33 protein-coding genes are annotated in these 26,296 nt (G+C 35.9%); 22 read left to right on the top strand and 11 right to left on the bottom strand.

Annotated features, from left to right (window positions below):
* The first annotated feature begins 1 nt into the window (after position 1).
* The 6 genes from ACIPKN_RS04475 to paaX all read left to right on the top strand — a co-directional run bounded on the left by ACIPKN_RS04475 (position 2) and on the right by paaX (position 6,578).
* The gene (locus ACIPKN_RS04475; protein ID WP_400933762.1) at positions 2-775 is read left to right on the top strand and encodes an enoyl-CoA hydratase-related protein; all 774 of its coding nucleotides are present in this window, start codon (positions 2-4) and stop codon (positions 773-775) included.
* A gap of 16 nt (positions 776-791) precedes the next feature.
* Positions 792-2,300, top strand: coding sequence for an aldehyde dehydrogenase family protein (locus tag ACIPKN_RS04470; protein ID WP_400933759.1), 1,509 nt, complete (start codon positions 792-794; stop codon positions 2,298-2,300).
* A 74-nt stretch (positions 2,301-2,374) separates the two neighbouring features.
* Positions 2,375-3,244, top strand: coding sequence for a 3-hydroxyacyl-CoA dehydrogenase (locus tag ACIPKN_RS04465; RefSeq protein WP_400933757.1), 870 nt, complete (start codon positions 2,375-2,377; stop codon positions 3,242-3,244).
* Positions 3,241-4,443 carry an acetyl-CoA C-acyltransferase gene (locus ACIPKN_RS04460; protein ID WP_400933754.1) on the top strand — a complete coding sequence of 401 codons (1,203 nt, stop codon included), beginning with the start codon at positions 3,241-3,243 and terminating at the stop codon, positions 4,441-4,443. The genes ACIPKN_RS04465 and ACIPKN_RS04460 overlap by 4 nt, the downstream gene beginning before the upstream one ends.
* 512 nt (positions 4,444-4,955) lie before the next feature.
* On the top strand, positions 4,956-5,732 hold the full coding sequence (locus ACIPKN_RS04455) for an enoyl-CoA hydratase-related protein (RefSeq protein WP_400933751.1): 777 nt from the start codon (positions 4,956-4,958) through the stop codon (positions 5,730-5,732).
* Positions 5,733-5,753: 21 nt separating this feature from the next.
* Positions 5,754-6,578 carry a phenylacetic acid degradation operon negative regulatory protein PaaX gene (paaX, locus tag ACIPKN_RS04450; protein WP_400933748.1) on the top strand — a complete coding sequence of 275 codons (825 nt, stop codon included), beginning with the start codon at positions 5,754-5,756 and terminating at the stop codon, positions 6,576-6,578.
* A 576-nt stretch (positions 6,579-7,154) separates the two neighbouring features.
* Here the strand turns inward: paaX and ACIPKN_RS04445 are convergent.
* On the bottom strand, positions 7,155-7,562 hold the full coding sequence (locus tag ACIPKN_RS04445) for a PaaI family thioesterase (RefSeq protein ID WP_400933745.1): 408 nt from the start codon (positions 7,560-7,562) through the stop codon (positions 7,155-7,157).
* Positions 7,559-8,536, bottom strand: coding sequence for an NAD(P)H-dependent flavin oxidoreductase (locus ACIPKN_RS04440; protein WP_400933742.1), 978 nt, complete (start codon positions 8,534-8,536; stop codon positions 7,559-7,561). Before ACIPKN_RS04440 ends, ACIPKN_RS04445 begins: the two co-directional genes overlap by 4 nt.
* A gap of 74 nt (positions 8,537-8,610) precedes the next feature.
* On the opposite strand from ACIPKN_RS04440, the gene ACIPKN_RS04435 reads away from it, so the two are divergent.
* From ACIPKN_RS04435 to ACIPKN_RS04425, 3 genes are all read left to right on the top strand, one after another.
* The gene (locus tag ACIPKN_RS04435) at positions 8,611-9,126 is read left to right on the top strand and encodes a gamma carbonic anhydrase family protein (protein ID WP_323655468.1); all 516 of its coding nucleotides are present in this window, start codon (positions 8,611-8,613) and stop codon (positions 9,124-9,126) included.
* 183 nt (positions 9,127-9,309) lie between these two features.
* A complete protein-coding gene (locus tag ACIPKN_RS04430) occupies positions 9,310-9,729 on the top strand; it encodes a hypothetical protein (RefSeq protein ID WP_132358317.1) in 420 nt (139 codons plus the stop codon).
* A gap of 852 nt (positions 9,730-10,581) precedes the next feature.
* A complete protein-coding gene (locus tag ACIPKN_RS04425) occupies positions 10,582-10,998 on the top strand; it encodes a DUF3139 domain-containing protein (RefSeq protein ID WP_323655467.1) in 417 nt (138 codons plus the stop codon).
* Positions 10,999-11,344: 346 nt separating this feature from the next.
* Here the strand turns inward: ACIPKN_RS04425 and ACIPKN_RS04420 are convergent, their stop codons facing one another.
* Together ACIPKN_RS04420 and ACIPKN_RS04415 are read right to left on the bottom strand one after the other, a co-directional pair.
* A complete protein-coding gene (locus tag ACIPKN_RS04420; protein WP_400933737.1) occupies positions 11,345-11,962 on the bottom strand; it encodes an NUDIX hydrolase in 618 nt (205 codons plus the stop codon).
* Entirely contained in the window at positions 11,952-12,605 is a 654-nt protein-coding gene (locus ACIPKN_RS04415; protein WP_400933735.1) for an HAD family hydrolase, read from the bottom strand. The genes ACIPKN_RS04420 and ACIPKN_RS04415 overlap by 11 nt, the downstream gene beginning before the upstream one ends.
* Positions 12,606-13,594: 989 nt before the next feature.
* Here ACIPKN_RS04415 and ACIPKN_RS04410 point away from each other — a divergent pair.
* From ACIPKN_RS04410 to ACIPKN_RS04400, 3 genes are all read left to right on the top strand, one after another.
* Entirely contained in the window at positions 13,595-14,302 is a 708-nt protein-coding gene (locus tag ACIPKN_RS04410; RefSeq protein WP_400933733.1) for an MBL fold metallo-hydrolase, read from the top strand.
* 93 nt (positions 14,303-14,395) lie between these two features.
* Positions 14,396-14,644 carry a hypothetical protein gene (locus tag ACIPKN_RS04405; protein WP_400933731.1) on the top strand — a complete coding sequence of 83 codons (249 nt, stop codon included), beginning with the start codon at positions 14,396-14,398 and terminating at the stop codon, positions 14,642-14,644.
* 274 nt (positions 14,645-14,918) lie between these two features.
* Complete coding sequence (locus tag ACIPKN_RS04400) at positions 14,919-15,077, top strand: hypothetical protein (protein ID WP_400933729.1); 159 nt, start codon at positions 14,919-14,921, stop codon at positions 15,075-15,077.
* On the opposite strand, the gene ACIPKN_RS04395 is transcribed toward ACIPKN_RS04400, so the two are convergent.
* The 4 genes from ACIPKN_RS04395 to ACIPKN_RS04380 form a co-directional block, all read right to left on the bottom strand.
* The gene (locus ACIPKN_RS04395) at positions 15,067-16,224 is read right to left on the bottom strand and encodes a Ger(x)C family spore germination protein (protein ID WP_400933727.1); all 1,158 of its coding nucleotides are present in this window, start codon (positions 16,222-16,224) and stop codon (positions 15,067-15,069) included. The two genes, ACIPKN_RS04400 and ACIPKN_RS04395, sit on opposite strands and share 11 nt — an antisense overlap.
* Positions 16,225-16,431: 207 nt before the next feature.
* A complete protein-coding gene (locus ACIPKN_RS04390; protein ID WP_400933725.1) occupies positions 16,432-16,836 on the bottom strand; it encodes a VOC family protein in 405 nt (134 codons plus the stop codon).
* Positions 16,837-16,912: 76 nt separating this feature from the next.
* Positions 16,913-17,260, bottom strand: coding sequence for a serine hydrolase (locus ACIPKN_RS04385; protein ID WP_400933723.1), 348 nt, complete (start codon positions 17,258-17,260; stop codon positions 16,913-16,915).
* A gap of 5 nt (positions 17,261-17,265) precedes the next feature.
* On the bottom strand, positions 17,266-18,114 hold the full coding sequence (locus ACIPKN_RS04380) for a serine hydrolase domain-containing protein (protein WP_400933721.1): 849 nt from the start codon (positions 18,112-18,114) through the stop codon (positions 17,266-17,268).
* A 49-nt stretch (positions 18,115-18,163) separates the two neighbouring features.
* On the opposite strand from ACIPKN_RS04380, the gene ACIPKN_RS04375 reads away from it, so the two are divergent.
* From ACIPKN_RS04375 to ACIPKN_RS04360, 4 genes are all read left to right on the top strand, one after another.
* Positions 18,164-18,523 carry a hypothetical protein gene (locus ACIPKN_RS04375; RefSeq protein ID WP_400933719.1) on the top strand — a complete coding sequence of 120 codons (360 nt, stop codon included), beginning with the start codon at positions 18,164-18,166 and terminating at the stop codon, positions 18,521-18,523.
* A 111-nt stretch (positions 18,524-18,634) separates the two neighbouring features.
* Positions 18,635-18,814 carry a hypothetical protein gene (locus ACIPKN_RS04370; RefSeq protein WP_400933717.1) on the top strand — a complete coding sequence of 60 codons (180 nt, stop codon included), beginning with the start codon at positions 18,635-18,637 and terminating at the stop codon, positions 18,812-18,814.
* Between the two features lie 141 nt (positions 18,815-18,955).
* Positions 18,956-19,603, top strand: coding sequence for a pentapeptide repeat-containing protein (locus tag ACIPKN_RS04365; RefSeq protein WP_400933715.1), 648 nt, complete (start codon positions 18,956-18,958; stop codon positions 19,601-19,603).
* 61 nt (positions 19,604-19,664) lie between these two features.
* Positions 19,665-20,222 (top strand): putative glycolipid-binding domain-containing protein, encoded by a 558-nt coding sequence (locus ACIPKN_RS04360; RefSeq protein WP_400933713.1) that lies wholly within the window; start codon positions 19,665-19,667, stop codon positions 20,220-20,222.
* A 187-nt stretch (positions 20,223-20,409) separates the two neighbouring features.
* On the opposite strand, the gene ACIPKN_RS04355 is transcribed toward ACIPKN_RS04360, so the two are convergent.
* Positions 20,410-21,168, bottom strand: coding sequence for an SDR family NAD(P)-dependent oxidoreductase (locus tag ACIPKN_RS04355; RefSeq protein ID WP_400933711.1), 759 nt, complete (start codon positions 21,166-21,168; stop codon positions 20,410-20,412).
* A gap of 131 nt (positions 21,169-21,299) precedes the next feature.
* Here ACIPKN_RS04355 and ACIPKN_RS04350 point away from each other — a divergent pair, with 131 nt between their 5' ends.
* The 3 genes from ACIPKN_RS04350 to ACIPKN_RS04340 all read left to right on the top strand — a co-directional run bounded on the left by ACIPKN_RS04350 (position 21,300) and on the right by ACIPKN_RS04340 (position 23,630).
* Complete coding sequence (locus tag ACIPKN_RS04350) at positions 21,300-22,184, top strand: LysR family transcriptional regulator (protein ID WP_132358281.1); 885 nt, start codon at positions 21,300-21,302, stop codon at positions 22,182-22,184.
* A 374-nt stretch (positions 22,185-22,558) separates the two neighbouring features.
* Positions 22,559-22,801: a hypothetical protein gene (locus tag ACIPKN_RS04345; RefSeq protein ID WP_400933709.1), complete on the top strand. Its 243-nt coding sequence runs from the start codon at positions 22,559-22,561 to the stop codon at positions 22,799-22,801.
* A gap of 352 nt (positions 22,802-23,153) precedes the next feature.
* Positions 23,154-23,630: a hypothetical protein gene (locus tag ACIPKN_RS04340; RefSeq protein ID WP_400933708.1), complete on the top strand. Its 477-nt coding sequence runs from the start codon at positions 23,154-23,156 to the stop codon at positions 23,628-23,630.
* Between the two features lie 126 nt (positions 23,631-23,756).
* Here ACIPKN_RS04340 and ACIPKN_RS04335 read toward each other — a convergent pair whose 3' ends face one another.
* Together ACIPKN_RS04335 and ACIPKN_RS04330 are read right to left on the bottom strand one after the other, a co-directional pair.
* Entirely contained in the window at positions 23,757-24,182 is a 426-nt protein-coding gene (locus tag ACIPKN_RS04335; RefSeq protein ID WP_400933706.1) for a hypothetical protein, read from the bottom strand.
* 14 nt (positions 24,183-24,196) lie between these two features.
* A complete protein-coding gene (locus tag ACIPKN_RS04330; protein WP_400933705.1) occupies positions 24,197-24,499 on the bottom strand; it encodes a PadR family transcriptional regulator in 303 nt (100 codons plus the stop codon).
* A gap of 645 nt (positions 24,500-25,144) precedes the next feature.
* Here ACIPKN_RS04330 and ACIPKN_RS04325 point away from each other — a divergent pair.
* The 3 genes from ACIPKN_RS04325 to ACIPKN_RS04315 are packed head-to-tail and all read left to right on the top strand — an operon-like array spanning position 25,145 to position 26,283.
* Entirely contained in the window at positions 25,145-25,780 is a 636-nt protein-coding gene (locus ACIPKN_RS04325) for a TetR/AcrR family transcriptional regulator (RefSeq protein WP_400933704.1), read from the top strand.
* Positions 25,781-25,809: 29 nt separating this feature from the next.
* Positions 25,810-26,007 carry a hypothetical protein gene (locus ACIPKN_RS04320; RefSeq protein ID WP_400933703.1) on the top strand — a complete coding sequence of 66 codons (198 nt, stop codon included), beginning with the start codon at positions 25,810-25,812 and terminating at the stop codon, positions 26,005-26,007.
* A gap of 21 nt (positions 26,008-26,028) precedes the next feature.
* Positions 26,029-26,283, top strand: coding sequence for a hypothetical protein (locus tag ACIPKN_RS04315; protein ID WP_400933702.1), 255 nt, complete (start codon positions 26,029-26,031; stop codon positions 26,281-26,283).
* Positions 26,284-26,296: the final 13 nt, after the last annotated feature.

Genomic DNA, 26,296 nt, shown 5'->3' with positions numbered 1-26,296 from the left:
TATGTTTGAAACTATACAATACGAACTGAAAGAATCCGTAGCCTATATTTCATTAAATCGTCCCGACACATTAAATGCATTTACTGCACAGATGAATCATGAAATTCGTACTGCCGTCAAACAAGCATCATTAGATGATGAAGTACGTTGTATTGTACTTCGTGGTGAAGGACGTGCATTTTGTTCAGGTCAAGATCTTTCAGCTATTGGTGAAGATTTGAAGCTTGGTGATATATTAACAGATTACTATGGTCCGATGGTTAAACAGTTACATAGCTGTGAAAAACCAATTATCGCAGCTGTGAATGGTGCAGCTGCAGGTGCTGGCTTTAGTTTAGCGCTTGCTGCCGACTTTCGAGTAATGTCGGAAAAATCTTTCTTTATGAATGCCTTTATCCATGTAGGATTAATTCCTGATTCTGGTAATTTATACTACTTAAAACGATTAGTTGGCGATGCTAAAGCTCTTGAAATTTCTGTACTCGGTCAACGTATAAAAGCAGAGGAAGCCAAACAATTAGGTTTAACAACTGCTGTCTATAGCAATGAAACATTTGAAGATGACGTTCATTCATTCGCGCAACAGATTGTCCAGTTACCGACAAAAGCAATCGGCCTTATTAAACGTAATATCAAGGCAGCAGAACACTTAAAGTTCGAAGACTTCCTTGTTTACGAAGCACAAAGCCAAAGTATTGCCGGAGCGACAGATGATCATCAAGAAGGTATGAAAGCATTTGCAGAAAAAAGACAGCCTCAATTTAATGGACAATAAAAAGGAGTGAATGATAATGACACAACAAGTACAAGAGAAAGTATTAGTGAAACGCGATTTTTATCATTTAATTATTAACGGTGAAAAGGTAGAGAGCAGTAATGGTGAGACATTCCGAACGATTAATCCTGCGACAGGTGAAGTCGTAGCGACTGTTGCAAAAGCTTCACAGGAAGACGCAGAGCGCGCAGTGCAAGCGGCTCGCCAAGCGTTTGATTTCGGAAAGTGGAAGCAATATCCTGTGAATCGTCGCGCACAGGTGCTCCATAAGATTGCTGCTATTATGCGCTCTCGCTTTAATGAAATTGTAGAGCTTGAGATGCTAGATACAGGGAAATCCCTTGGCACTGCGCAGGGCCAAGTAAACCAAGCGATAGAAGATTTCGAATTTTACGCGGGCGCGATTGTTGGCCATCGTGGAGCTGTAAATAATATGCCAGGTCAATTTCATAATTATACTGAAAAAGAGCCTGTCGGAGTATGTGCACAAATTGTTCCTTGGAATTACCCACTCATGATGGCTGCTTGGAAAATTGCCCCAGCCATTGCTGTTGGTTGTTCCGTTATTGTTAAACCAGCTTCTCTAACACCTTTAACAGCGATCGTGTTAGGCGAAATTTGCCTAGAAGCAGGTGTACCAGCTGGGGTTGTGAATATCATTCCTGGTTCAGGTAAAGATGTAGGGAATTACTTAGTGGAGCATCAACAAGTTGATAAAGTGGCCTTCACAGGTTCCACACCAGTCGGAAAAGGAATTATGGAAAAAGCTTCACAAACATTAAAACGCGTTACATTAGAGCTAGGCGGGAAATCACCAAATCTAGTGTTTGAAGATGCTGATATTGATGCTGCGGTAGATGGTTCACTGTATGGCATTTTTTATAACTCAGGGCAATCTTGCGAGGCACGTTCACGCTTATACGTGCACAAAGACATTTATGATGAGTTTTTAGAGAAATTTGTTGCTAAAACAAAAGCAATTAAACTAGGTGATCCGTTCGATAAAGGTACTCACATGGGGGCAATTATCGACCAAGAACAATTAAATACAATCGATGGCTATGTGAAATCTGCCATTGAAGAGGGCGCAACCATTTTAACAGGTGGCAAAGTGGCGACCGTAGAGGGCTTTGAAAAAGGCTTCTGGTATGAACCAACTATTATTACAGACGTAACTCAATCCATGAAAGTAGTGCGTGAAGAAATATTTGGTCCAGTAGTTGTTGTCATGCCATTTAGCGATGAAAAAGAAGCGATTCGACTAGCAAATGATTCAGAGTTTGGTTTAGGATCAGCAGTTTGGTCTAAAGATGGGGCACGTGCCACTCGTGTTGCGAATCAAATCCAAGCAGGAATCGTAATGGTCAATTGCCCATTCTCCGCAATGCCAGGTACCCCATTTGGCGGGTATAAACAATCTGGTTTCGGACGTGAGCTATGTATCGAAACATTAGATTTATATACAGAGACGAAAAGTATCATTTCATATTATGGTAGCCGCCCACTAAATCCACTAGGCGTCTAACCACCACAAAAACCATATGCGATGAGATATCTTCACTCGTCGTATGTGGTTTTCACAATAAGGAGGTTGCTTTCATGAAAAAAATTATTGTCATCGGGTCAGGGGTTATGGGTCGTGGCATTGCCTACGTTAGCGCAATCAGTGGCTTTGAAACAGCTATTATAGACATTAACGAACAGGCGTTACAAAATGCCCAAAATGACATTACAGCCATTTTCGAAAAATCTGTTGTACGAGGAAAATTAACAGCACAACAAGTACAAGAAGCAACATTACGTCTGACTTATGTGACAGATTTAGCTACTGTCGCAAATAAAGCAGACTTAATCATTGAAGCCGTACCCGAAAAAAGGGACATTAAACGGGCTGTCTTTGAGCAGATGGAACAGTTTGCTTCACCGCACTGTTTATTTGCCACAAATACTTCAACGATGAGCCCAACAGAAATTGCTTCTTATGCAAAACGACCTGAACAAACGATTGCGATGCACTTTTTTAATCCTGTGCACAAAATGGAACTCGTGGAGATTATTAGAGGTTTAGAAACTAGTGATGAAACAGTCCAAACCATTTGCAAAATTGCTGAACAAATGGGCAAACAAACGGTCGTCGTCAATGAATTCCCAGGTTTTGTTACAAGTCGTATTAGTGCACTCGTTGGGAATGAAGCATTTTATATGTTACAGGAAGGCTTAGGTAGTCCTGAAGACATCGATAAAGCCGTTAAGCTGGGCTTAAATTATCCGATGGGACCGTTCGAATTGGTCGATTTAGTCGGTCTTGATGTTCGTTTGAATAATTTGCGATATTTACATGAAAAGCTCGGTGAAAAATACCGCCCAGCACCATTGCTCGAACAATATGTACAAGCTGGACGTCTAGGTCGAAAGAGTGGAAAAGGGGTTTATGACTATAGCGAGCAAAAAGAGGTGGTGAAAAAATGACAGAAGTCGTAATTGTAGATGCTGTTCGTACACCAATTGGTCGTTATAAAGGTGCATTAAAAACTGTTCGGCCGGATGACTTAGCTGCGACGGTCATAAAGGCGCTTATAGAGCGAAACCCAAAAGTGCCAGTCAAACAAATCGAGGATGTCATTTTCGGAAATGCCAATCAAGCGGGAGAAGATAATCGAAACGTCGCCCGTATGGCTGCATTACTTGCTGAGCTACCAATAGAGGTCGGGGGAACTACTATTAATCGCCTTTGTGGTTCAGGCATGGATGCTATACATTTTGCAGCTCGAGCTATTAAGAGTGGTGAGGGCGATATTTTTATCGCCGGTGGTACGGAAAGTATGACACGTGCACCGTTTGTCATGGGGAAACCGGAAGTGGATTATCCGAGGGGCGATCAAAAGATGTTTGATACAACGATCGGCTGGCGTTTTACGAACCCAAAATTGCAAAGCATGTATGGAGTGGATACAATGCCCCAAACTGCTGAGAACGTAGCCAAACGTTTTAATATAAGTCGCCAAGAACAAGATGCTTTTGCATTTGAAAGCCAACAACGTGCGAAAAAAGCGCTTGCCACAAAGCGTTTCGCTGAAGAAATCGTGCCTGTGTACGTGAAAGATAGAAAAGGACATGAAATTATCGTGGATACTGATGAACATCCACGCCCCGATACATCCTTAGAAGCACTTGCTAAACTAAGACCTATTTTTGAAAATGGGACTGTGACAGCTGGTAATGCTTCTGGTGTGAATGATGGTGCCTCGGCATTATTATTAATGAGTGCTGAAAAAGCAAAAGAGTTAGGTATAACACCATTAGCACGATATATAACAGGTGCTGTTACAGGCTTAGAGCCTGCTGTTATGGGTTTAGGTCCTATTTATTCTTCAAAAAAAGCATTACAACGTGCAGGCCTAACAACAAATGACATTGGTTTATATGAAATAAATGAAGCGTTTGCTTCTCAAGCAATAGAATCCATTAAGCAGCTTGAACTGAATCCAGCACAAGTTAATGTCAACGGAGGCGCTATTGCATTTGGTCATCCACTAGGTGCAAGCGGTGCCCGAATAGTGACTACATTGCTTTACGAAATGAAAAAACAAAAAGTACAATATGGCCTTGCTTCCATGTGTATTGGTGTCGGGCAAGGAATTGCGACGATTATTGAAAATATTGAATGATATTAAAGTGTCCAATTAAATGAAAGTATGATTTTTTGCGACACGAAGGGGGTGATTTCCGTTCCGGCTGGGCGCTTTGTTGCTGCCGCTACGTTAGCACTACGCTTTCGCACAGAGCAAAGCTTCCTAGGGGCGTCCGATGAGCCGCTTCACTCGCGGTGCTCGCTCCAGGGTCTCATCTGTGACGCTGATCCCCAAGGAGTCGCCCAGCCTCCACTCCAATCACCCATATCACCTAACATGTATTTTCTGGCATGTCATAATATTTAAACGAATATGCAACAACAGGTGTTTTCTGTGCGAAAGCGAAGCGGCAGCAACAAATGTTTTCTGTAGCGAAAGCAAAGCGGCAGCTACAAAGCGAGTAGCCCATAGCGGAAATCAGCCTCTTCGAATTAATGGTTAATCAATACACTTTTTAATATTAACATAAAAGTTTTCAACAACATGAAACGGCACAATCGATGTGCCGTTTTTTTTGAAACAATCGAATAGAAAAGGAGAGTTTGCAAATGAAAAGTATTTCATTTAGAATAGAAAATTATATTGCATATGTAACAATTAATCGCCCAGAGGTGTTAAATTGTTTCAATTATGATACTTTATCTCAACTGCAACAAGTAGTAGATGAATTACATATAGATGAGGATGTCCGCGCTGTCATTTTTACAGGTGCTGGCGAAAAGGCATTTAGTGCGGGGGCTGATTTAAAAGAGCGAAAAACATTAACAACGCAAGAAGTACGTCGAAACGTACGAGCAATTCGAGACGTGTTTAATAGTATAGCAAATTTACCACAACCAACTATTGCAGCAGTGAATGGGCATGCATTAGGTGGTGGATTTGAATGGTTATTGGCATGTGATTTTGCGATTGCAGTTAACGAGGCACTACTCGGACTAACTGAAACAAGCTGGGCAATAATTCCTGGTGCAGGTGGTACGCAGCGATTACCACGATTAATCGGTGAAATGAAGGCAAAAGAAATGATTTTAACAGCCACGAAAATTACCGCTACAGAGGCAGAAGCTCTAGGCATCATTTTAAAAGCAGTGCCACAGGAGGCGTTGTTGGACGAATGTGAATCACTCGCAATGCGAATTATGCAAAATGGCCCTGTCGCTGTTCGTCAAGCAAAATATGCTATTACGCAAGGAATGAATACCGATCTACAAACGGGTCTTGCGATCGAATCAAAAGCATATGAGTTAGTCATTCCGACAGAAGATCGTCTCGAAGCTTTACAGGCGTTCAGTGAGAAACGGCAACCTGTATTTCAGGGAAAATGAGTTAGAAAGTAGAGGGAGAGAATGGGTGCAAATACACAGTCTATGATTTTTACGCTCTATGGCGATTATATTATGCGTTACGGTTCAAAAATTTGGATCGGTAGTTTGATTCGTTTATTAAAAGAATTCGGTCACACAGAGCAAAATGTACGCGTATCTGTATCTAGAATGGTTAAACAAGGATGGCTGCAATCAGAAAAACGGGGGAATCGTAGTTTTTATTTTTTAACAAAACGCGGTGAAATACGAATGCAAGAGGCGGCAAATCGTATTTTCAAGTTAAAACCGACTCAGTGGGATGGGAAATGGAGACTATTAATGTACTCTATTCCAGAAGATAAGCGACAAATTCGAGATGAATTACGTAAAGAGCTCTTATGGAGTGGATTTGGGTCCTTTTCGAATGGTTGTTGGATATCCCCGAATAATTTAGAAGAAGAAGTTAAACTCCTCATTCAAAAATATGATATTGCGAATCATGTAGACTTTTTTACAGCTGAATACATTGGCCCTCATGATCATGAAGCACTAATCGAAAAAAGCTGGTCGTTGGCTGAGATTGAGGCGCGTTATGAGCAGTTTATGGATCAATATAGTAAGCAATATATTATTCATCAAAGTGCAATCTCTAGACAAGAAATGTCGGATGCTGAGTGTTTTGTAGAGCGTACAAATCTTGTTCATGAATACCGTAAATTTTTATTTATCGATCCAGGACTGCCACAAGAATTATTACCGCCTATGTGGAGTGGAAATCATGCTGCACTATTATTCCAAGAATATTATAATTTATTGGAAGGCCCATCATGCCGTTTCTTTGAAGAAATATTCCATGCAGATAATTAAGAATGAAAAAAGAGCTTGTCCATATTTATGGATAAGCTTTTTCTATGTTAAAATATAGTTTTTTCAGCAAACGAGGAGTTGATTTTCCGTTCCGGCTGGGCGCTTTGTTGCTGCCGCTTCGCTTTCGCACAGAAAAAACATTTGTAGCTGTCGCTTCGTCACACTGCGCTTTCGCACAGAAAACATTGTTGCTGCCGCTTTGCTTTCGCACGGAGCAAAGCCTCTTAGGGGCGTCTGATGAGCCTCTTCGCCGCAGGGTTTCGGGCCAACACGATGTTGGTCACGAAGGCGTAATCACAGGACGTGATGATTTTAGCCTTCGTTCCCTATTGTTGATCCCAAAGGAGTCGCCAAGCCTTCACTCCAATCAACCACTGATCTTTCGCATGAATCTTCAGGCATGTTCCTCTAATTTATAGTGAAATAAAGAAACTTCGGCAACTCATAGTGTTCACTTTTGATATAAGCCCATAGTAAAGCGAAAAGCCTGGGGCGGAAATCACTCTTATGAAAGCGCGACAATCTTTACAAATATTTTCCCGACTATTTTTTTCAACACTACGAGAACGTATTCATTTAGAGGATCATGATAGAAGATGTTATTTTGGCAGCATATTGTCCATTTTGAGAAACGGATGCTTCCACATAGCATGTTTTTCGGCCTTGCTTGACAATTGTTGATTCAACCGTAGCCGTTCCGGTGTGAAGTGGTCGTAAAAATGCTGTTTGCAAATTGATCGATGCAAACCCTTGATTACTTTCTAATATTGAAGCCATCGAATAGGCCATCGTAATATCTGCTGCAGAAGTGATAAATCCTCCCATGACGACTTGATGCCCATTTAAAAAGCGTTCATCGATGTTCCAAGTGCAAACGGCTTTACCGGCAATAGCCGTTTTTACATGAATACCTAATGTTTTATCACATGCTGGTGGTTCAATTTCTCCATCAATCACTCGCTTTAAGTCGATCATAGTTGTCATAATTGAACACCCCTAACTGAGTCTTGGAATGTATTCAATAATGTCCGATTTAAACATTGCCGAGCATCATCCATCATAGTCTCGATAAGAGTCATAACGGTCGGTAAGTCTTGAATAATCCCTGCGATTTGACCGCTATTCATAAAACCGCCTTGTTCATTTCCTTCCATAGCACCTTTTATATGATAGGTTTCGGAAGTACGTTCTTGATAGTCAGCAAGTGTTATACCTCTTGCTTCATCAGCGAGAAGCGAAAAGGTGAAAGGGGAACATAACACACGGCGAACTTGTCCAACCGAACGTCCTAGAATGACCGTTTCCACATCAGTTGCATCAATTAGTCTTTGTTTATAAGTCTGATGTACCGGCATTTCCTGTGTAGCAATAAAGCGAGTTCCCATCTGAACACCAGCCGCTCCAAGCATTAACGCAGCTGCTAATCCGCGACCATCACCAACACCACCTGCTGCTACAACAGGTACAGAAACCGCATCGACTACTTGAGGGATTAGCGTAAAGGTTGTCAATTCTAAATCGGAGTTAATTCCAGCAGCTTCATAACCCTCAGCAACAATCACGTCTGCTCCGCCTCGCTCGGCCTTAATAGCATGTTTAACAGAGGCTACAACAGCGATAACTCGAATATGATGTGTATGCAATTTCTCTATATATAAAGTTGGATTACCTGCCGATAAAGAAACGACCGGTACTTTATGTGTAATAGCTAATTGCAATAATTCCTTTGTATAAGGATTAACATTGATTGGCACATTGAGGGCAAATGGTTTTTGCGTTAGTTGCTTCGTTGCAACTATGCGTTCTTCAACTTCGGTCGGTGTCATTGTTCCACAGCCGATTGTCCCTAAGCCACCTGCATTCGATACAGCTGCCACGAGTTTAGGACTACTGATATTACCCATTCCCCCTTGGATAATAGGGTATTTTATTGCTAATACAGAACATAATTGATTCAAATATAGCACCTCCGTTTAAAATATGTTATACTAAATTTTAGCAAAATATTCCGATGATTGAAAGGGTGATTTTTATGGAGATTACATACGCTTTAAAGAAGCCAAATGTTCATGAATCAGTATTTCAGGCGCCAGGCACGTATATTATTGGAGATGTTACGGTTGGTGAACAATCGTCTATTTGGTTTAACGCTGTACTACGCGGAGATGAAGATCGTATTACCATCGGAAAACGTTGTAGTATCCAAGATAATTCAACCATTCATTTATATGAAGGGGCTCCAGTTATTGTAGAAGATGAAGTAACAGTAGGTCATCAAGTTGTTTTACATGGTTGTAAAATTGGTCGCCGCTCGATTGTTGGTATGGGTTCTGTTATTTTAGATCATGCTGAAATTGGGGAAGAATGCATTATTGGGGCAAACACACTTATTACACAAGGCTCAAAAATCCCACCTCGTTCATTAGTCGTTGGTTCACCAGGGAAAGTCGTACGTCAGCTACAAGATAAAGACATCGAGTTAATCCAGTTATCAATCGACACATACGTCCAAAAGGGAAAAGAATTTAAAGAAATAGTAGAAGGTTAATTTGCTTGTCAGGATTGAGCTCAATGGCGTGTCAAACTTAATTAATCCTTTTCATGCTCTTTGTGTTTGTTTGTTGGATATGTAAAAAAAGGATAATATTGTGAAAGTTTTTATTAGGTTATCATTTCTCATCTTTCCACACTATATAGTATTATTATGTTTAGAATTAAGGAGTGTGAGAGTATGAGATTTATTAAATTCCTTCTGATCATTGTAATTTTCATTGGTGTTATTGGTTATGGGGTTTATCATTATGGTATGAAGTATGCATCCGATAAGGTTGTTGATACTATTTCAACAGAATTAGAGCAAAGCGGACAAATGGATGAAATTAAAAATACGATTGAACGTGACCCTCAACTAAAATCATTTATGGAAGAGGCTAAAACTGCAGACAGCAGCAAATTGCCGTTTACAACAAAAGAAGAGGCTACAAAAGTAATTATTCAAAAAGTTGGGATTTCGGAGCTTAATAATATAAGAGTAAAAGTACAAAATGGTTCAATGACGAAAGAACAGGTCATTCAAGAAATGGAAGGTAAATTAACAGATGAAGAAATAACGGCCCTAAAAGTAGTTATTTATAAAGAGTTATATAAATAAAACGTTGAAAAAGACCATAAAAAGGGAAAAACAGGACGTGCTATTGTAGCATGTCCTGTTTTTTTGCCTTATTAAGCAAGAAGTTAAAGCCTCTGGCGGATGCCACGTAATGATGCCGAGGAATAATAGACTCTAAATATTTGTCCCTTCTTTTGTGTCAAATCAGATATAAGTTAATGAATGACTCAAAGTACTTATAATACAAAAGGTGGGGTATTATGGCGATATTTCGGGTTCATAAAGAGGAGAATTATGTTGTAAAATAAAGTGTTTCTGAATGACACTCGCTTTATCGTGAAAGTAAGTTTAAGAAAAAAGAGAGAACAAGAGCATATTGCTAAACTTAGTCAACTTGATTTAGAGTTTGTTGCACAGTTTATGACACCTGAACAACGTATTCGATTCAGTATCTCACATTCCTAATATTACATAATTCCAAATTCTAAAGTTTAAATCTACGGGGCTTGTATGCAATATGTCTAATCACTCACACAAGTCATTTTGTTGTGCTTTCTCAACCGTTCTGTAGCCAATCTAGCATGGCTTTGTAACACCAACCTACCTATGTAAATGACTCTTCTGCTCCACTACCAACCCCCATAGACCGTTAAAATGTAGATAGAATTATAATTACCGATTGACTAAATGTTTGAATGGTGTAAAATTACACTATTAGAGATGCTTTAATGGATAAATTGAGCAAATGGTTTGTAGCTTCAATTTTACTCGGAATAATAGGGTGTTCAATAAGCGAAACAAAGCCTATCACACATTAATCTAGTACTTGTGCGTAAAAAATGAATATTCTGTTATTAAAGAGAAGGAAGAAACAATATTGAGGGGTGTTGTAAGATGAATAAAAAAAAGATATTAATTATAACTAGTACCCTAATTGCTGTTATTGTCTTTGCTCTGCCAATTGGTTTTATTTATGTTCTAAACAACGGTAATCCATATACAAAATACGTCGCTAATAAGTATGTTCCAGAATATTTGGAAGAGAAGGGATATACAGAAGAAAAAATTGAAGAATCACATTATGTTGAGCCAAAGCACTTAATAAATAAAGATTATTATCACGGACATTATATGGTTATCTTTAAAGATGAACCTAATACAACTTATTATTATGGAATAACTAAAAAAGGAAAACGAGTTCAGCAATTTTGTGAAAAAGATAGACTTTCAAATGGCATTTCTGAAATATTTGAGGGTGAGACAAAACATAGTGAACAAGACTGTAAAAGTTCACTTGATAATAGAGATTAGTTTACTATTGATTATCAATATATGTCCAGGGTAACACCCAAATGGCGTGTGGTTTGCTACAAACTCTAATTAATAAACATTGATTGCCAACCCGCTAAAGGTAACCTTTATAACCCCTCAAGCTTGAAGTGTTTCATCTTTATACTGCTCACGTTTTTCCACTGCATTTTCCTTTTTGATTCATGAATAGCTTCAACATCTGCTTTAGCAGGCACATACTTCGAAATTACTGCCTCTTCGATTTGATAGCCTAATTCTCTCAATAAAAATAAAGTGTTAAAGATATAGTATCTTTTCTCAACATTAAAATTAAGAAATTGGACTTTTTCATATTATTAACTTTAGATTAATCAAAAATCGTATTTTTATGAGGATTTCTTAAGAATTCGAAAAGCGTTTTGATTTGACTTTCTGTATTTCTCCCTAAAGAAAGGTTTGGTAAATTATCTTCATGATAAAAGTGTACTCCTTTTGTTTCCAAACCATTACTTGCTTGCCCACCAATAATCTCACATTGAATAAACAATTTATAATAATGATATGGTTGAGGTGGATGAGGGTGCTTATTCATATCCAATAAAGCAAGTAATTTCGTAGGAACTACATCGTATCCTGCTTCCTCTTTAATTTCTTTGACAATGTTTTCGCTAGGCGACAAACCTATATCGCAGAAACCACCTGGCAAAGACCATCTATCATCAATTTTTTCTCTTACCAGTAGTATTTTATTATTAGTAAATACTGCTCCTCGAACATCTATTTTGGGTGTTTGATAACCCGTTTCATTCGTAAATAAATCCATGATTTTTTGCATTTCTAATCCAGTGTATTCTAGCATTATCTGGGCACTTAAAATTCTTAATTCTTCATAGCGTTCAATATCGTAAACGTCTTTTGAAAAAGTTAATCCTGCCTGGGATATTGCTTGTATCTTCTTCGCCCATTCTAACCATTTATAACTCATGACGACTACCTATATTAAGAAAATCAACAAAATGTTTAACGCTGCTAAAAAAAGAATGAGGCTCTATTTTAAATTCAAAAGTTTGATAATCCTGCAACCACTGAACTCCTACGGTATATACATTTGCTTCAATTCCTGCTTGTATATCAGCATCACTATCTCCAACATACATAGCCTCATTATTTCGTACACTCAATAATGATAAAGCCTTGATTATTCCTTCTGGATGAGGTTTTGGCTGAATAACATCATCGCCAGTTACTATGACATCAAAAAGGTGATCCATTTGAAGAGCTTTTAATGAAATGTCTAAACTTCTTCTTGCTTTTCCGGTAACAATGCCTAATTTAATACCATAGTCTTTTAAATGTTTGATCATTTTATCAATTTCCACATTATGGTTAACCAAGTAAGAATGGTTCTCTAAATACTTTTGATAATACAATTCAATAGCTTGCTCTTTATTTGAATTAATTAGATTTTCTCTAATAATTCCTGTTTCTGAAGGACCGAACATTGCTTTTATTTCTTCAGAAGAAAGGTCTTTATTGTCAAATTCTTTGAAGACATTCTGAAAGGCGTAATAACAAATTGGTAATGTGTTTGCTAAAGTTCCATCGAAGTCAAAAATAATAGCTTTCATAACATCAATCCCTTCATTTTTTTGTTTTTATTCCAATATTATCAAATGAATAATTCGAAAGGTTCATCACCAAAAGTTGCGGATGACTTTTGTTAAAACTTCTATATGTAAATAGTTGATTGGAGTGGAGACTGGGCGACTCCTCGGGGATCAGCGATAGAGGAACGAAGGCTAAAAGCATCACATCCTGTGATAACGCCTTCGTGACCAACATCGTGTTGGCCCGAGACCCTGCAGCGTAGCGGATGTTTTCTGTGCGAAAGCGTAGTGTTAACGTAGCGGCAGCACCAAATGTTTTCTGTAGCGAAAGCGAAGCGTCAGCTACAAATGTTTTGACTGTGCGAAAGCGAAGCGACAGCAACACCAAAAGCGGCTCATCGGACGCCCCCAGGAAGCTTTGCTCTGTGCGAAAGCGAAGCGGCAGCAACAAATGTTTTCTGTAGCGAAAGCGAAGCGTCAGCTACAAAGCGCCCAGTCGGAACGGAAATCAACCACACGTTTTGGTGATGATCCATTCGAAAGGGATAAGTATATAAATTTTCCTAATAAAAACATTCGAAAAAAAGAATGGGGCGTAGGAAGGAAAATACATATTGATTTTATTTGTTTTTGAAAAATTAGGCTGCTCAAGGTGTAGATCAAAGTAATATTAAAATTGAAGAAGTAAACAAAAATTATAAATATAGAGGATATGATATAGCAGTGACATTTAAAAATGAACCGTCTATGTATACGAATATTTTTATCACGCAAAACTAAAGAGATTGATTTAATTGTACTAGACGATGGAAGAAGGTATGAAATATCCTCCGATCTGATGTAAATTAACAATGGTACATGAATAATATTAAATTATTGAGAGGACTCAACTAACAAAGAACGTATTAGGAGAATACCAAAAGTAGAGAGTTCTTAGACGGAAAAGGGGTAGCATTGAGAACCTATCCTTTAATTGTGAAATAAAGTAAATATGGAAGAGAGGCTTTTTTATGTTGAAATTTATCGGCTCGGGTAGTGCATTTAATACAAAATTAGGCAATACTTCAGCTTATTATAAAATAGGAAATCAAATGTTGTTAATTGATTGTGGTAGCAATATTTTTCATCGCATTAAGGAACATAATTTACTGGAAGGTATTGAGCACATCTATGTATTAATCACTCATACTCATGCGGACCATGTAGGAAGCCTTGCTGATTTTATTTTTTATAGTTATTATTGTCATGGTGAAATGGCAAAATCTAATGTATGTGTTTATTCCGTTTATGATGTAAAAATTGAAGAATTGTTGGCCATTAATGGCATTATTCCAGGCGTGCAATGTTTAATAAAAAAATGTCAATCGGATACACCGTACTCACTTCATTTCTGTAAAGTGCTTTTCGAAAAATCTAGTCATGTTAAAGAAATACCTTCTTATTCAATTGAATTATCTATAGATGACAAACTTTTCTATTATACTGGAGATACAAATAGCCTAAAATCATCTTTACTAAATCCAATGGCATACGATTATGTTTATGTTGATACTTGTAAAGCTGATTATGAGGGCAATGTGCACTTGTCCTTACGAAAATTGAGTGAGTTAGTGAGACCTAATGTACGTTCAAAATATTGGTGTATGCATTTAGATGAAGGCTTTGACCGTCAAGAAGCTGAAACGTTAGGGTTCAATGTTGTAGTGAACGAATTGTAAGGACGTTCGCCATTAGGAAAGTAAGTAGCATCCTCTACTTTATTTGTCGCTTGATGATAAAATTGAAATAGTATCTGAAAGGGGGAGAGAAGAATGGGTTTCTTTATTGTATTTATCGGATTCATTATTTTGGTAGGTGTCATTAGCTTAATAAAAAAGGAATTCTCTAATCATGATCGTTCAATAGGAAGTCATTCCAACCATGCAAGTAGTCATATAGATTATAGTTCAACAAATTCATTCGTATCCATTGAAGATTCAAATACAGACAATTGCTCGGACAGTGTGTCTAGTTATAGTGATACATCTAGTTGCAGTGATAGTGGTGCGTCGTCCGATTAGCACCCCGATATTTTCTAAAATAATAATATTAAAAGCTGTAGCGTTTGACACTACTACAGCTCAGAATTGGTCTTGCCCTTTTAATGGCTTAGCCACCAACAGCATTATACCACATAGAATGAAAAATCACAGTTCAAATGAGACTTTATTGCAGTGAATTGAATATATCGTTGAATAGATGACACAAATGAGTTTTAACTTCTCTCAGCAAATGTTTTTGTAGTGAAAGCAAAGCGTCAGCTACATTCCTCTCCCAACTTACAGGTGGGAGAGGATGAAGGCGATTTTACGTTGCTTTTCAGCGGATGTCCAAACGGCAGTTGAAATAGGCCAAATCCTTTGGCAATTTATATTTGCTGCTGACGCTACGCTTTCGCTTGTTGGTCTTAAGCTTCTGGCCGATTCCGGACGCAATTATATAGTTATTCATTAATTGTTTCAGCAAATGTTTTTCGACCAGGATTAACTTTATTTACGATAACATTTACTTGACTAAGTGAATCTGCTGTCAATGGAATTTTGCCATCTTTCTGTATTTTTTTCCATGCTTTTACGTTTTTTCGATATAGGTGCTCTGATAAGCGGAAAACATCAACATCTAATTCTATACCTGCTTCATAAGATTTTTTTATATCTTTTTTTACTTCCTTAATAATACCTTCCCTTATTTGGTCGGTGTTTACTTTTCCTTTGAAACCATTAATGATTGCATTTAATTTTATTTCCGCTTCAAATGTTACTTCATTGTTTTTTACAATTGGTTTAATTTTTGTACTTAATTTTTCTAAATCAACTGTTAAGAATTCTTTTTCTTTATTGTTTAATTTAATGGTTACATCTCCTCGCGTTTTTTCATGGTACATCCATTGGATACCTCTTGCATCCCCATCATTTATATAGCCTTTAAATCCATCCTTTGAAACTACTCCGAAACCAGATAAAGCAGTTTCCTCTGTTGGTTTATTAGTCGTTTCCCAGTTTTTATTAATTGTTACAAGTGGAACATTCACTTCATGACTCGGTTCATTTAAGCTGATAATTAATTTTCGTAAATCAACAGGCTCTACATATGTTTGTAGCTCTTTTGTATGCATTGGATTGCTTAGTTTTGATGCGGTTAGGGATTTATTTAATATTGGTGTGATTAAAAGAATATCTTTAATAGGGTCCTTTGTAACATATGTCAATATTTGGTATCTTGTTTCCCGATGCCTTAAAAAACTGTCAATAACAGGAATGGAGTTCTCGTCTTTTAAGGCATCCTCAGAGAAAAGAATAAAAGTCATATGTCCCCAGAAAACTTTTTGATCGATGGAGCGATATAATTTAAAAAAGGCATCTTCCATCGTTTTACCTTTAGCAAATCCAATTTCTGACGGTGCTGCTTGAGGAGTAGGCCCTTCAGATTTAGCTACATTCGCAAAATTTATGATTTGCATATATATTTCATATTGACCATCTTTATAATCGATACCAATTCCATCAATATAGTACATCCTTTGTGGTTCTTTAACATCCCAACATCCGGCGAGTAATAGTACAGCTGTTAAACTTACTATTAACATAAATTTTTTCTTCATTTTTGATCCCTACTTTTAGAAATTCTGTGCAATCTTGTGGAGTAAAGGGGTTTTGTTTATAGTTTGGACAAAAAATGAGAGGATTATAAGCAGTGAAAAACTTAGAATAGGTTAAGCCATCTAAACAAATGACCAGGACTCTTTATATAATGAGTCCTGGCTTATTTCTTAAAGCGAAGCGAGATGAAGAAAGTCCCCCTGATCACTTTATATTCCTGTATTATCACGAAGCTCTATAATAGTTCCTTCAGGTGCTTTTAACTTACAAAGCTGGCCATTTTCAACCTGATAAATAATTTCATCATTTTTACGAATAAAATGAACATTCATATCCTTCAACCGTTCTACTTCTTGACTAAGATTGTCAACCCATAAACAGAAATGTACAATGCCTAGAGCATTTGAATTGCATGTATCAAGTTTTTTATTATACTTTCCCGTTTGGAGTTCAATATAAAATGCTCCAAGTTTTAACCAAGTATTAAAATGTCTATCGTGGAAATTTGGTGACTCCTGTGCTACTTCAAATCCTAATACTTCGCTGTAAAAAGTTAAAGATTCATTATATGTATTCGTTTGTATGCAAATGTGGTGCACATATTTTTCAGCCATAAAGTTTTTCTCCTTTTATTTTATAGTCATATTTTAATATAAATTACATAGCTAGTGAAATGACATCTAATTATCTTTAAAGACAACTATACAACGCTTTCCTTAGAGCAAGTTCTCTTGGTTCATTAGCCATGCCAAATCCATGTTTATTCATAGCGTAGGCATATCCTAATCCCTCGTCTGGATCAGCAAAGCAGAACGAACCTCCAGCTCCAGGATGTCCAAAAGAGCTTTCACTTCGACCGAATTGCATTTTAGGGAAGTGTTTCCAAAAGCCTAAAGAGTATGCTATGTCTATACAATTTACATGGTCGTAATAGCCTTCATTTGGAGGCGTGGCGCCAATACTTAATTCATTCATTGTTAAAGAGCTTATTCCGAGTATCTTCGCACGGCTTGCAAATGCACCATAAATTTTTGCCATCCCTCTTACTTGTCCAACTCCGTTACCTGAAGGAAATTCAATAGAATAGGACGATGATTAAAATTATCATTTGCAACAAATTTTTTAGGATCAACTAAACTCCGAGCTACTAGTGACTTGGAATTTAAAAAACCAAGTAACATTTTTGGCGGTAATTTGGTCATGCCCTTAAGTAACTGAATAGGGTGATTTATGCCTTCTATAGTTGTAATGCTGTCTTCCGGAATTTCAGCAGGTAGTCCAATATAAAATTCTGCATTTAGCGGTTCAGCTATTTCTTCTTTGAAAAAATCTTTTAGGGTACGATGTTTTGGGTCAGTTCTTTTAATGAGCTCTGCAATTAATGTTCCAATTGTCCATGCATGATACCCATGAAATTTTCCAACTTCCCAATCGGGTTTACTTGCAGCAAGGGACTGTGATAACCGTGAAGTATCTAGGTCTTCTAAATTATCAATTTTTAATCTATCTAGAGCTGACAAACCAGCTTGATGTGCCAGGAGCTGCCTAACTGTAATTTTCTCTTTGCCATTCTGAGCGAATTCGGGCCAATATGTACAAACTGTCTTTTCATAATTAATATAACCTCTTGAATGCGCTAGACTTAAAGCTAATGCAGCAAATCCTTTTGTAGCTGAAAATACTTGAACTAATGTGTTTTGCTCCCATATAGCACAAGTTTTGCGATCTCGATATCCTCCCCATAAATCAACAATGGGCTCGTTATTTATATAGACAGCAAACGCTGCTCCAACTTCTCCTCTGTTTGTAAAATTTTTAATAAATTCTTCCTTCACTAATTCAAAACCGGGTGCAACAAAACCATGAATTGGAATATTACTTCTTTTTCTCATATTGCTTGTCTCCTTCGAAGAAATAAAAAATAAAATCATTGTTGAGGTAATGAATGAATCCTTACCACCAAAAGAACTATTAATTAGATTTTTTGAAATTTCTTTTAAAGCAATAGAAGAAAATGCATTTTTACAAAATCTTTATCAAAGAGGGGAGTACGAGAAAATAATGAAGAGACTCCCGAAAGAACTTATCGAAGATCATGCCAAAGAAGATGTAGAAAGTTCTTTAGACTTTGTGAAATTTTTACAGGGGAAAGGAGTTACTGAAGAAGATCCTGAAATTCTAATTGGCCTTTTTCGAATAATCATGTTGCTACCTTTACATCGAGAAGAAATTGGTGAACAAACTTTTTTAAAGACGATAAAAAAATTGATTGCATGTTTATCAAACGATTTAACAACATAATGAAAAGTGCAATCAAATGATACTTGAATAGCTTATTACCGAGAAAATAGCATTTAGCATATATTCTTACAAGTATAATTTACGCCAAAAAGGGTAATTTATATATCGGAGGTGATAACTTTGACAAAAGAAAAGCGTAATAAAAGTGAAGAGGACCAAGTAGAATTTGGAGCAGATTTAAGCCCAGACGATTTAGATGTGCGTGAAGAAAATGATCTAACGAATGAACAAATGAACAATACAAATGAACAACAACACAATGAAAATACTTCCTCAAAACGTAATAAATAATAAGGAATACACATAAAAATTTCCTACCACAATCTTTCGGTTGTGGTAATTTGAATTTATTCTTTTACATAAGAAAGAATAAACTAATATATCCATTATAATAAGGTTTTCATGTAAACTATTTGAGAGAGGAGAAATAGCATGACGACAAAATTTAAAATTGAAGTTCCGCTTATGCCAAATGATTTGGCTCAAGGAACTTTTGAAGACATTTTTTATGATGAAGAACCTTATTTATCGAATCAATTGATTACGAATATAAGTAGAGAGAATGATAATATTGAACGTTTATTTTTATCTAAAGTTATGTTTCAAAAAGTATCTTTGATTAACGCGAATTTCAATAAAATTGATATGACTGATGTCATCTTTGAAAACTGTGACTTATCTAACTCAAAATTCAACGAAGGAATTATTCATCGAGTTACATTTAAAAACTGCAAGCTGTTAGGTGTTGATTTCTCGGAGGCCAATTTAGGGAACGTTTCTTTTAAAAGTTGTAACATGAATTTGTGTAACTTTGGGGTAGCGAGACTAAAACAAAGTTGTTTTGAGCAGTCATCATTACGTGGGACAAGCTATTACGACTGCCAATTTAAGAAAGTGAAATTTGAACATTGTAATATAGATGAAGTTGATTTTAGCGACACGCCTCTAAACAATGTAGATATCAGTACATGCACATTTGAACGATTAAATGTAACGTTAAAAAATTTAAGTGGCTGTGTGGTGTCCACTGAACAAGCAATTGGTTTTGCTGAACTGCTAGGTTTAAAGGTTAAACGATAATATCCCACTATTAAGAAAAATAGGTGTTTTGAAGAGGTTATTATAGATAGGGGAGAATGTTTTGAATCAAAAGATAGTATGGGAGAATGAGGAACAGTTTGGCTGTGAGCATTTAAGCATTATTAAAGAAGAAGAAAACTTCGCAGCGAAAGGGACAATTATATATGTAGAAGGGGATGAATCTAATGCTCATATTGTAGAATACAAAGTTGATCTAGACTCCAATTGGTTTACTAAAAAATTGACAATAATTGTTGATGAACACAATAGTTTGAAATTAACGTCTGATGGAAAGGGCAACTGGTTTGAAAATGATGGACAGCTAATTGCTAAGCTAAAAGGTGCAATTGATATTGATATATCTGCAACGCCATTTTCAAATTCACTTCCTATCAATAGAATGAATTGGGTCCTTAATCAAGAGGAACATTTTGAAATGGTATACATATCGATTCCATCCCTTGAGGTAAAAAAAGTTCCCCAATCCTATAAATATTTAATTAACAATGGTAAATTGAGATATTTTAAATACCGTTCTTATGATTATGAAACAATTATATGTGTAGACGAACAGGGTTTGGTTATAGACTATCCTAATGTATTTAGAAGAATATGGTGATCTAAAGGGAATAGGGAATAACTTGTCTCCTTCGAATGACATTTAACTGTTGAGATGGCTATGTTTTTTCTTTCAGCTGTGAATGAGCATAAAACTATTTGACTAGACCTGTTTATAAAAAAATAAGACCAAGATTTCCGTCTTGGTCTATTTTATTGTTCTATTATTTTGAAAAAATGTTTATTTACTAGTGAGCAACTTGTCCGCCATCTGCAACATAAACATAACCGTTACAGAAGCTTGCTGCGTCTGAAGAAAGGAATACAACGACTTCAGCAATTTCTTCTGGTTTAGCAGCTCGCCCCATTGGAACGTTGGAAACCACCTCATTCCATACCTCAGGATTATCTTTCCACATTTGAGTCATTGGTGTTTCTGTTAAACCAGGTGCGATAGCGTTTACTCGGATACCGTCTCTAGCGTGGTCAATTGCAGCTGCTTTTGTTAAACCAGTTACGGCATGTTTTGCTGTTACGTATGGTGCCATATTTGGATCGGCAATGACACCAGCTACCGAAGCTGTGTTTACAATTGTACCACCGCCATTAGCAACCATATATTCAAGTTCATGTTTCACCGCAAAGAATACACCTTTAACGTCAACTGCCATTACTTTATCAAAAGTATCTTCTTCAATATCTACGAATTTTGCTGGTTTATTTAAAATGCCTGCATTGTTGAATGCGTGATGTAATCCACCAAATTTTTCTACTGTCTTTTCAACAAGTGATTTCAATTGCTCTGGACTTCTTACATCTGTTTTAAAGAAAACAGCTTCTCCGCCTGCTTGTTGAATTAGTTCTACAGTTCCTTGTGCACGGTCATCAACATCGCCAATAGCAACTTTCGCGCCACGACGTGCAAAAGCTATTGCTGTAGCACGTCCAATACCAGTAGCTGCTCCAGTGATTAAGACAACTCGACCTTCAAAATCTTTAACATTCATATTATTGCCTCCCCATATGTGTAGGTTTTTCTTTTCATGTGTAGTATAGCTTTCAGTAAAATGCTTATTCAATATTTTTGAATGAATGAGCTTATTCCTTTATAGTAATAAGCATAAGAAGGTGACTAATAATGCAATTAACTCAATTAGAGTATTTTATAGTAGTAGCCCGCTTGGAGCATATGTCGAAAGCTGCGTTGGAGCTAGAGGTTTCGCAATCTTCATTAAGCAAAACGATCGCTCGTTTAGAGGATGATATTGGAGTACCACTCTTTGATCGAAGAGGGAAATCTATTCGTTTGAATGAATATGGACGCATTTTTTATGAGAAGGTGGAAAAGGCTTTAGATGATTTACAAGAGGCGAAATCAGAAATTCAAGAACTGGCGAATATACGAGAAGATAGTATAGCGATTAATGTGATGAATTCAAAACTACTGCCAAAATTATTTTATGATTTTTATAAAAAGCGTCCAAATGTTAAAATCCGACAATATGTATTGCCAGATAAATTAGCTCTACAAAAAATAATTAGTGGCGAAATTGATTTAATGATCGTTATTAATCCGATTAAAGATGACAGAATAGAGTGGGTTCCATTATTTACTGAAGAAGTCTTTTTAGTAGTGCCGAAAAATCATCCACTAGCTGCTAAAGAAAGTGTTTCACTGATTGAGACTAAGGATGAACTGTTTATTTTGTCAGAAACAGGACAAAATTTTCGCACAACAGAAAATCAATTATTTGAAAAAGCGGGCTTTACTCCGCAAATTGCCTTTGAAGGTGAAGATTTATCGATTATTTTACAATTGGTGAACGAAGGAAAGGGAATCTCTTTTATTTTTAACTATTCATTTTTAGATCAGTATTTAGACAACGTGAAAATATTGAAAATTTCAAATCCTGACTGCTTTCAAACAGTAGGGATTGCTTGGAATAAAAAAAGAAAAAGTTCATTTGTCGTAAATAGTTTTCGTGATTTTGCTATTTCATTTTTGATAAACAGTACAATATAGATGTGTGAAAGGTACCTGAAGTGAGGCTAATTGCACGTTTGTTTTTGAGTTAAATAAAAAGGGTCACTTACAGGCTAGTGACCCAAAAAACTATATGGAACTAATAAACTTATGGTTTTTTTTTTACCTTAATTGAAGATACCTCTGGCAATTAATATAGCCGAGACGTTATAGACGCTAAAGCTAGAGAAGCAAGACAAACTAGTACCACATCATGAATAAGGAATGAAATTGAACCATTGATAATAACACCACACAAGGATACAGAAGTGTTACAGAATAATTTCTAAACAAATCGTCCTTTGCAATAGATAGAATATTGTGAAACTTATTTGAACTTAAGACGTAGTAATAGATAGGGAGGAGGGATTAACTTGAAAAAATACTTATTATTTGCAGGGGTTTTTACGTTGGCATTTATAGTATTGCAAGTACTATCTGGCATGCTATTAACAGTGTCTTATACGCCTAGCATACGATGGGAAGAGGTGTCGACTTTACCTTCACAAGTGGTGTTTGGAAATACAAGCTTCATTCCGCCACTTATTATTTCTTTAATAGCGTTAGTAATTGCTTTTGGTAGTACCAAGCTAATCAATAAAAAGGTTGTTCACTAATAAAAAGGAAGGGGTCTCTTCCCTTCTTTTTTGAATGAAATCATGCAAATCCTTAATTAATTATTATAAACTAAGCAGCTTTGCTTGCCTTTTACATAGCAGTGAAGGGCTTTTTTTATGCGTTGTGTGAGCATTCAAGGCGAGCAGCAGACGAGTTACAGTGTACATAATGAACTTAGAATACGCGCATTTCGCTGAACATTGCTTAAAAAAACCAAAATTCTAATAACAAAAATGATAGAGCATTGTTGCAATATATGGTATAACGTTCTATATTTTAGTATAATATTCTATGTTTTTAACAAAAATAAGTTTCCTTTATTAGGATAAAGGACTGAAGGAAGGAATTATATTGTTATATTTAGGATTGATCATGATTGCTTGTTTATTTTTATATTTACACAGAGCATCATTTTCATTGGTGCCTGATTCAAAGTTACAATTACCAATTAAAAGAATGGATAAGTTAATTGTGTTTGCTCCTTTTGTTACAGTAGTCGTGTTTTCTATTCTTTTTTTAACGGTACTGAAGGGACAATTAGCTGATAGAATATCGCATGCTTTAATCGTTTTTAGTCTTTGGATTTTTTTTACCTATTTCATAAAAACTTTATTTGGTTATTGGAAAAATAAAAATATATTATTAGTTTCTTTAGTCGGAATACCTTTGACGCTATATTTTATTTTCCAATTGACTCCGTTAGACAATTATACACAGTTAGTTTTTCTGAAAATAAGGAATGTATCATTTATCGTAGGTCTAGTATTAATCGTTTTATTTTATTCGAATTATTTACATAAAAGGAAAGTTAGAATTGGCGAAGGATAAGTAAAGAATAAGGCGATTTTAATTTATTCGCCATTAGAAAATAGAAGCGTATTCGGGAAAAATCGAATACGCTTTATGCTTTATTAATTGTAATTAGTTTTATGTTCAAGAATTTTCTAGCGATGGTTAATTAGTTAGTACCAAAAAAGCAATAATACTCAATCCATATAAGCCCATAAATCCGAGACTCATTTTTGATAATTTAGTGCTAATAGAAAAAGCTTTTTGTAATCCTTCTTTAAAAAGATGCACAATGAAAATAGATACTGCTAAGAAAAACGATACGATTGCAATGATTAACGCAATTTGTTCCATGAAAATAACCTCCTGTGATGATCTATATTGTAGAATAATAAGTATATTAATCAAACCGACAAGCAATAATACATTGCTCATTCGAATACCAAAAACTTCTCGTTCATTTATTTCAATTTTCCAAGCATCAACTATACCTCTGAGTAAATCAATCGTCAAAAAGAATGTCCAATTTTTTTGTTCTAATAGATCAAATAATTCATCGCCATATCGTTTTCTCCAACTTCTTGGATACAAATAAATTAACCACTTCATATAAGACCAAGCCTTTTTGCGCCAAGTGTAGTTATTGCTTGGATGTCTTTAATTTGGTTGCTTAAATATTCACGTCCGGCATCTGTTAACCTGTAAGGTTTTTTGCGATCATCTGATGCAAGCACTTGAATATAGCCTGCTTTTTCTAAACGTGTAATTGCTCCGTATAAAGTTCCAGCACCTAACTTAATACAATAATTTTTTTCAATATCCTCCATGATTGCATAGCCATGACAATCTTTTTCTGCCAGACTAATCAAAATAAACAGTGAAGGCTCTGAAAATCTATCTTTTTGCATACAATACCTCCTTTTAAAAGTTTATTACGTTTGGCGATATAACGTATAACGTAATATTAACTGTTATTTACAATTTATGCAATAATGAGGCTCATCACCAAAAGTTGTGGATGACATTTTTAAAAACATATGCACTGTACTGTATATTGGCTGATTGGAGTAGAGGCTGGACGCCCCCTAGAAAGCGCCCAGTCCTAGTAAATACATGTCATTGATGTTACTGTGAGTATTTCAGTAAAAAAACTGGTATCCTTTCTAGTCTTGGAGAAATAACTGAAGGCTGGGACCATGTTGTTTGGGACATTGATCGTTGGGAGAATGACGGAGGTAGAAGTGTTGGTACATGACTTGGCTGTGGCAGTTGAATGAAAAAAATTTTTGCATTGAGGGGGAGGTAAGTCTGTCTCCCTTAAAAATATTTGTACGGACAAGAATCAAATGAAAATTTTTCTATTGTCTTCCACAATCTTCTGTGGAGGGCTTTTTTAGCTTGCTCTCTGCTTTTCCATTTGGTTCACCTTCAGTTTTTTTAAATTAATAAACTTGTAAGGAATAGGTAAGAAAAAAGAGAAAATCGATTCGTACAATTAAAGTACAAAATGAAAGGGACTGATCTAAATGATACTAATTAGAGGAACCGATCTAATGACTAAAAATTTTACCGAAGGAGATAGTACATTACTTAAACAAAAGTTATGTGAGATCTGTGCTCAGAGTTGGAAAACGAAAGGTTACAAATTAACTAGCATCGCTTCTCTTACTTATGAAGTTGGAATATCAACGGAATCTTTTTACAGACTTTACAAAACAAAAGAAGAGTTGTTTCTTGAAGTACTGTCAATGATGCAAAATCAATTGAAAGAACAATGGAACTCAATAGTACAAACTAACTCAGGTATTGAAGGTTTTAAAATAGCTATGAAATGGCTTTTTGAAGAGTATGTTAAACATCCTACGTTATATAATTTCAACAATCCAGATTATCATTTATTTTTAAATAAGCTTCCTAAAGATGAAATTGAAAGTCTCAGGAAAAATGATAAGAATTTTTTTGATGAAGTCTTAGAGCGTTCAAATTTAAATTTGAGAATTCCTAAAGAAAAAGCATATGGGATCTTAAGTACATTATTATATTCTGCAGCGATGAAAAACGATTTAGTTTATAACAAATGCGATATATTCAACTTTCTACTTGAGAGTTCGATATATCAAATTTTCACAATATCATCTTCTTTAGCAAACAAAAATGCTAATAAAGAACCATGGTGTCAACTAGCATAAACAAAAATTAAAATTGGGGGAAATCAATATTGGCTAATTTAACATTTGATATCTTGCAACAAAATAATACTATAGGAATATTCAGTTACATATCAATTGGACTTGCACTTGTGGTGTTTATTATTGGATTGTTTTGTATGTTAAAAAAGAAAAAATACGGAATATACGTATTCTTTTCCAGTTTCTTGTTATTAATTAATCCAGCTTTTGATATTTTCTTAAATTAATTCTAACGGAGGTAAATAAAAATGATTAAAAAATTAGATGAAACGTTGACAAGAGTAAACAAGTTAGCTGGAGTGAATATAAAAATTCCAAAAGCAACGAAATCAAAACTGAAATATAGTAGGTATTTAACAACTGCCGTAGGAGTAGGAGGATTAACGTTAGGAATTATTGGTTCATCAAAGTCGTTATTAGTTCTAGGAACAATAGGTATTGTAAGTTCTATTGCAACAACGAATGAATTAAGAATACTGAACGGAACCCGGTCAGGGGAATAATAAAAATGTATTA

It is taken from the genome of Lysinibacillus sp. NPDC086135 (assembly GCF_044746345.1).
Lineage (GTDB): Bacteria > Bacillota > Bacilli > Bacillales_A > Planococcaceae > Lysinibacillus.
Note: the sequence above shows the minus strand (reverse complement) of the source record. Positions and strands in the feature narration are given on the sequence as shown.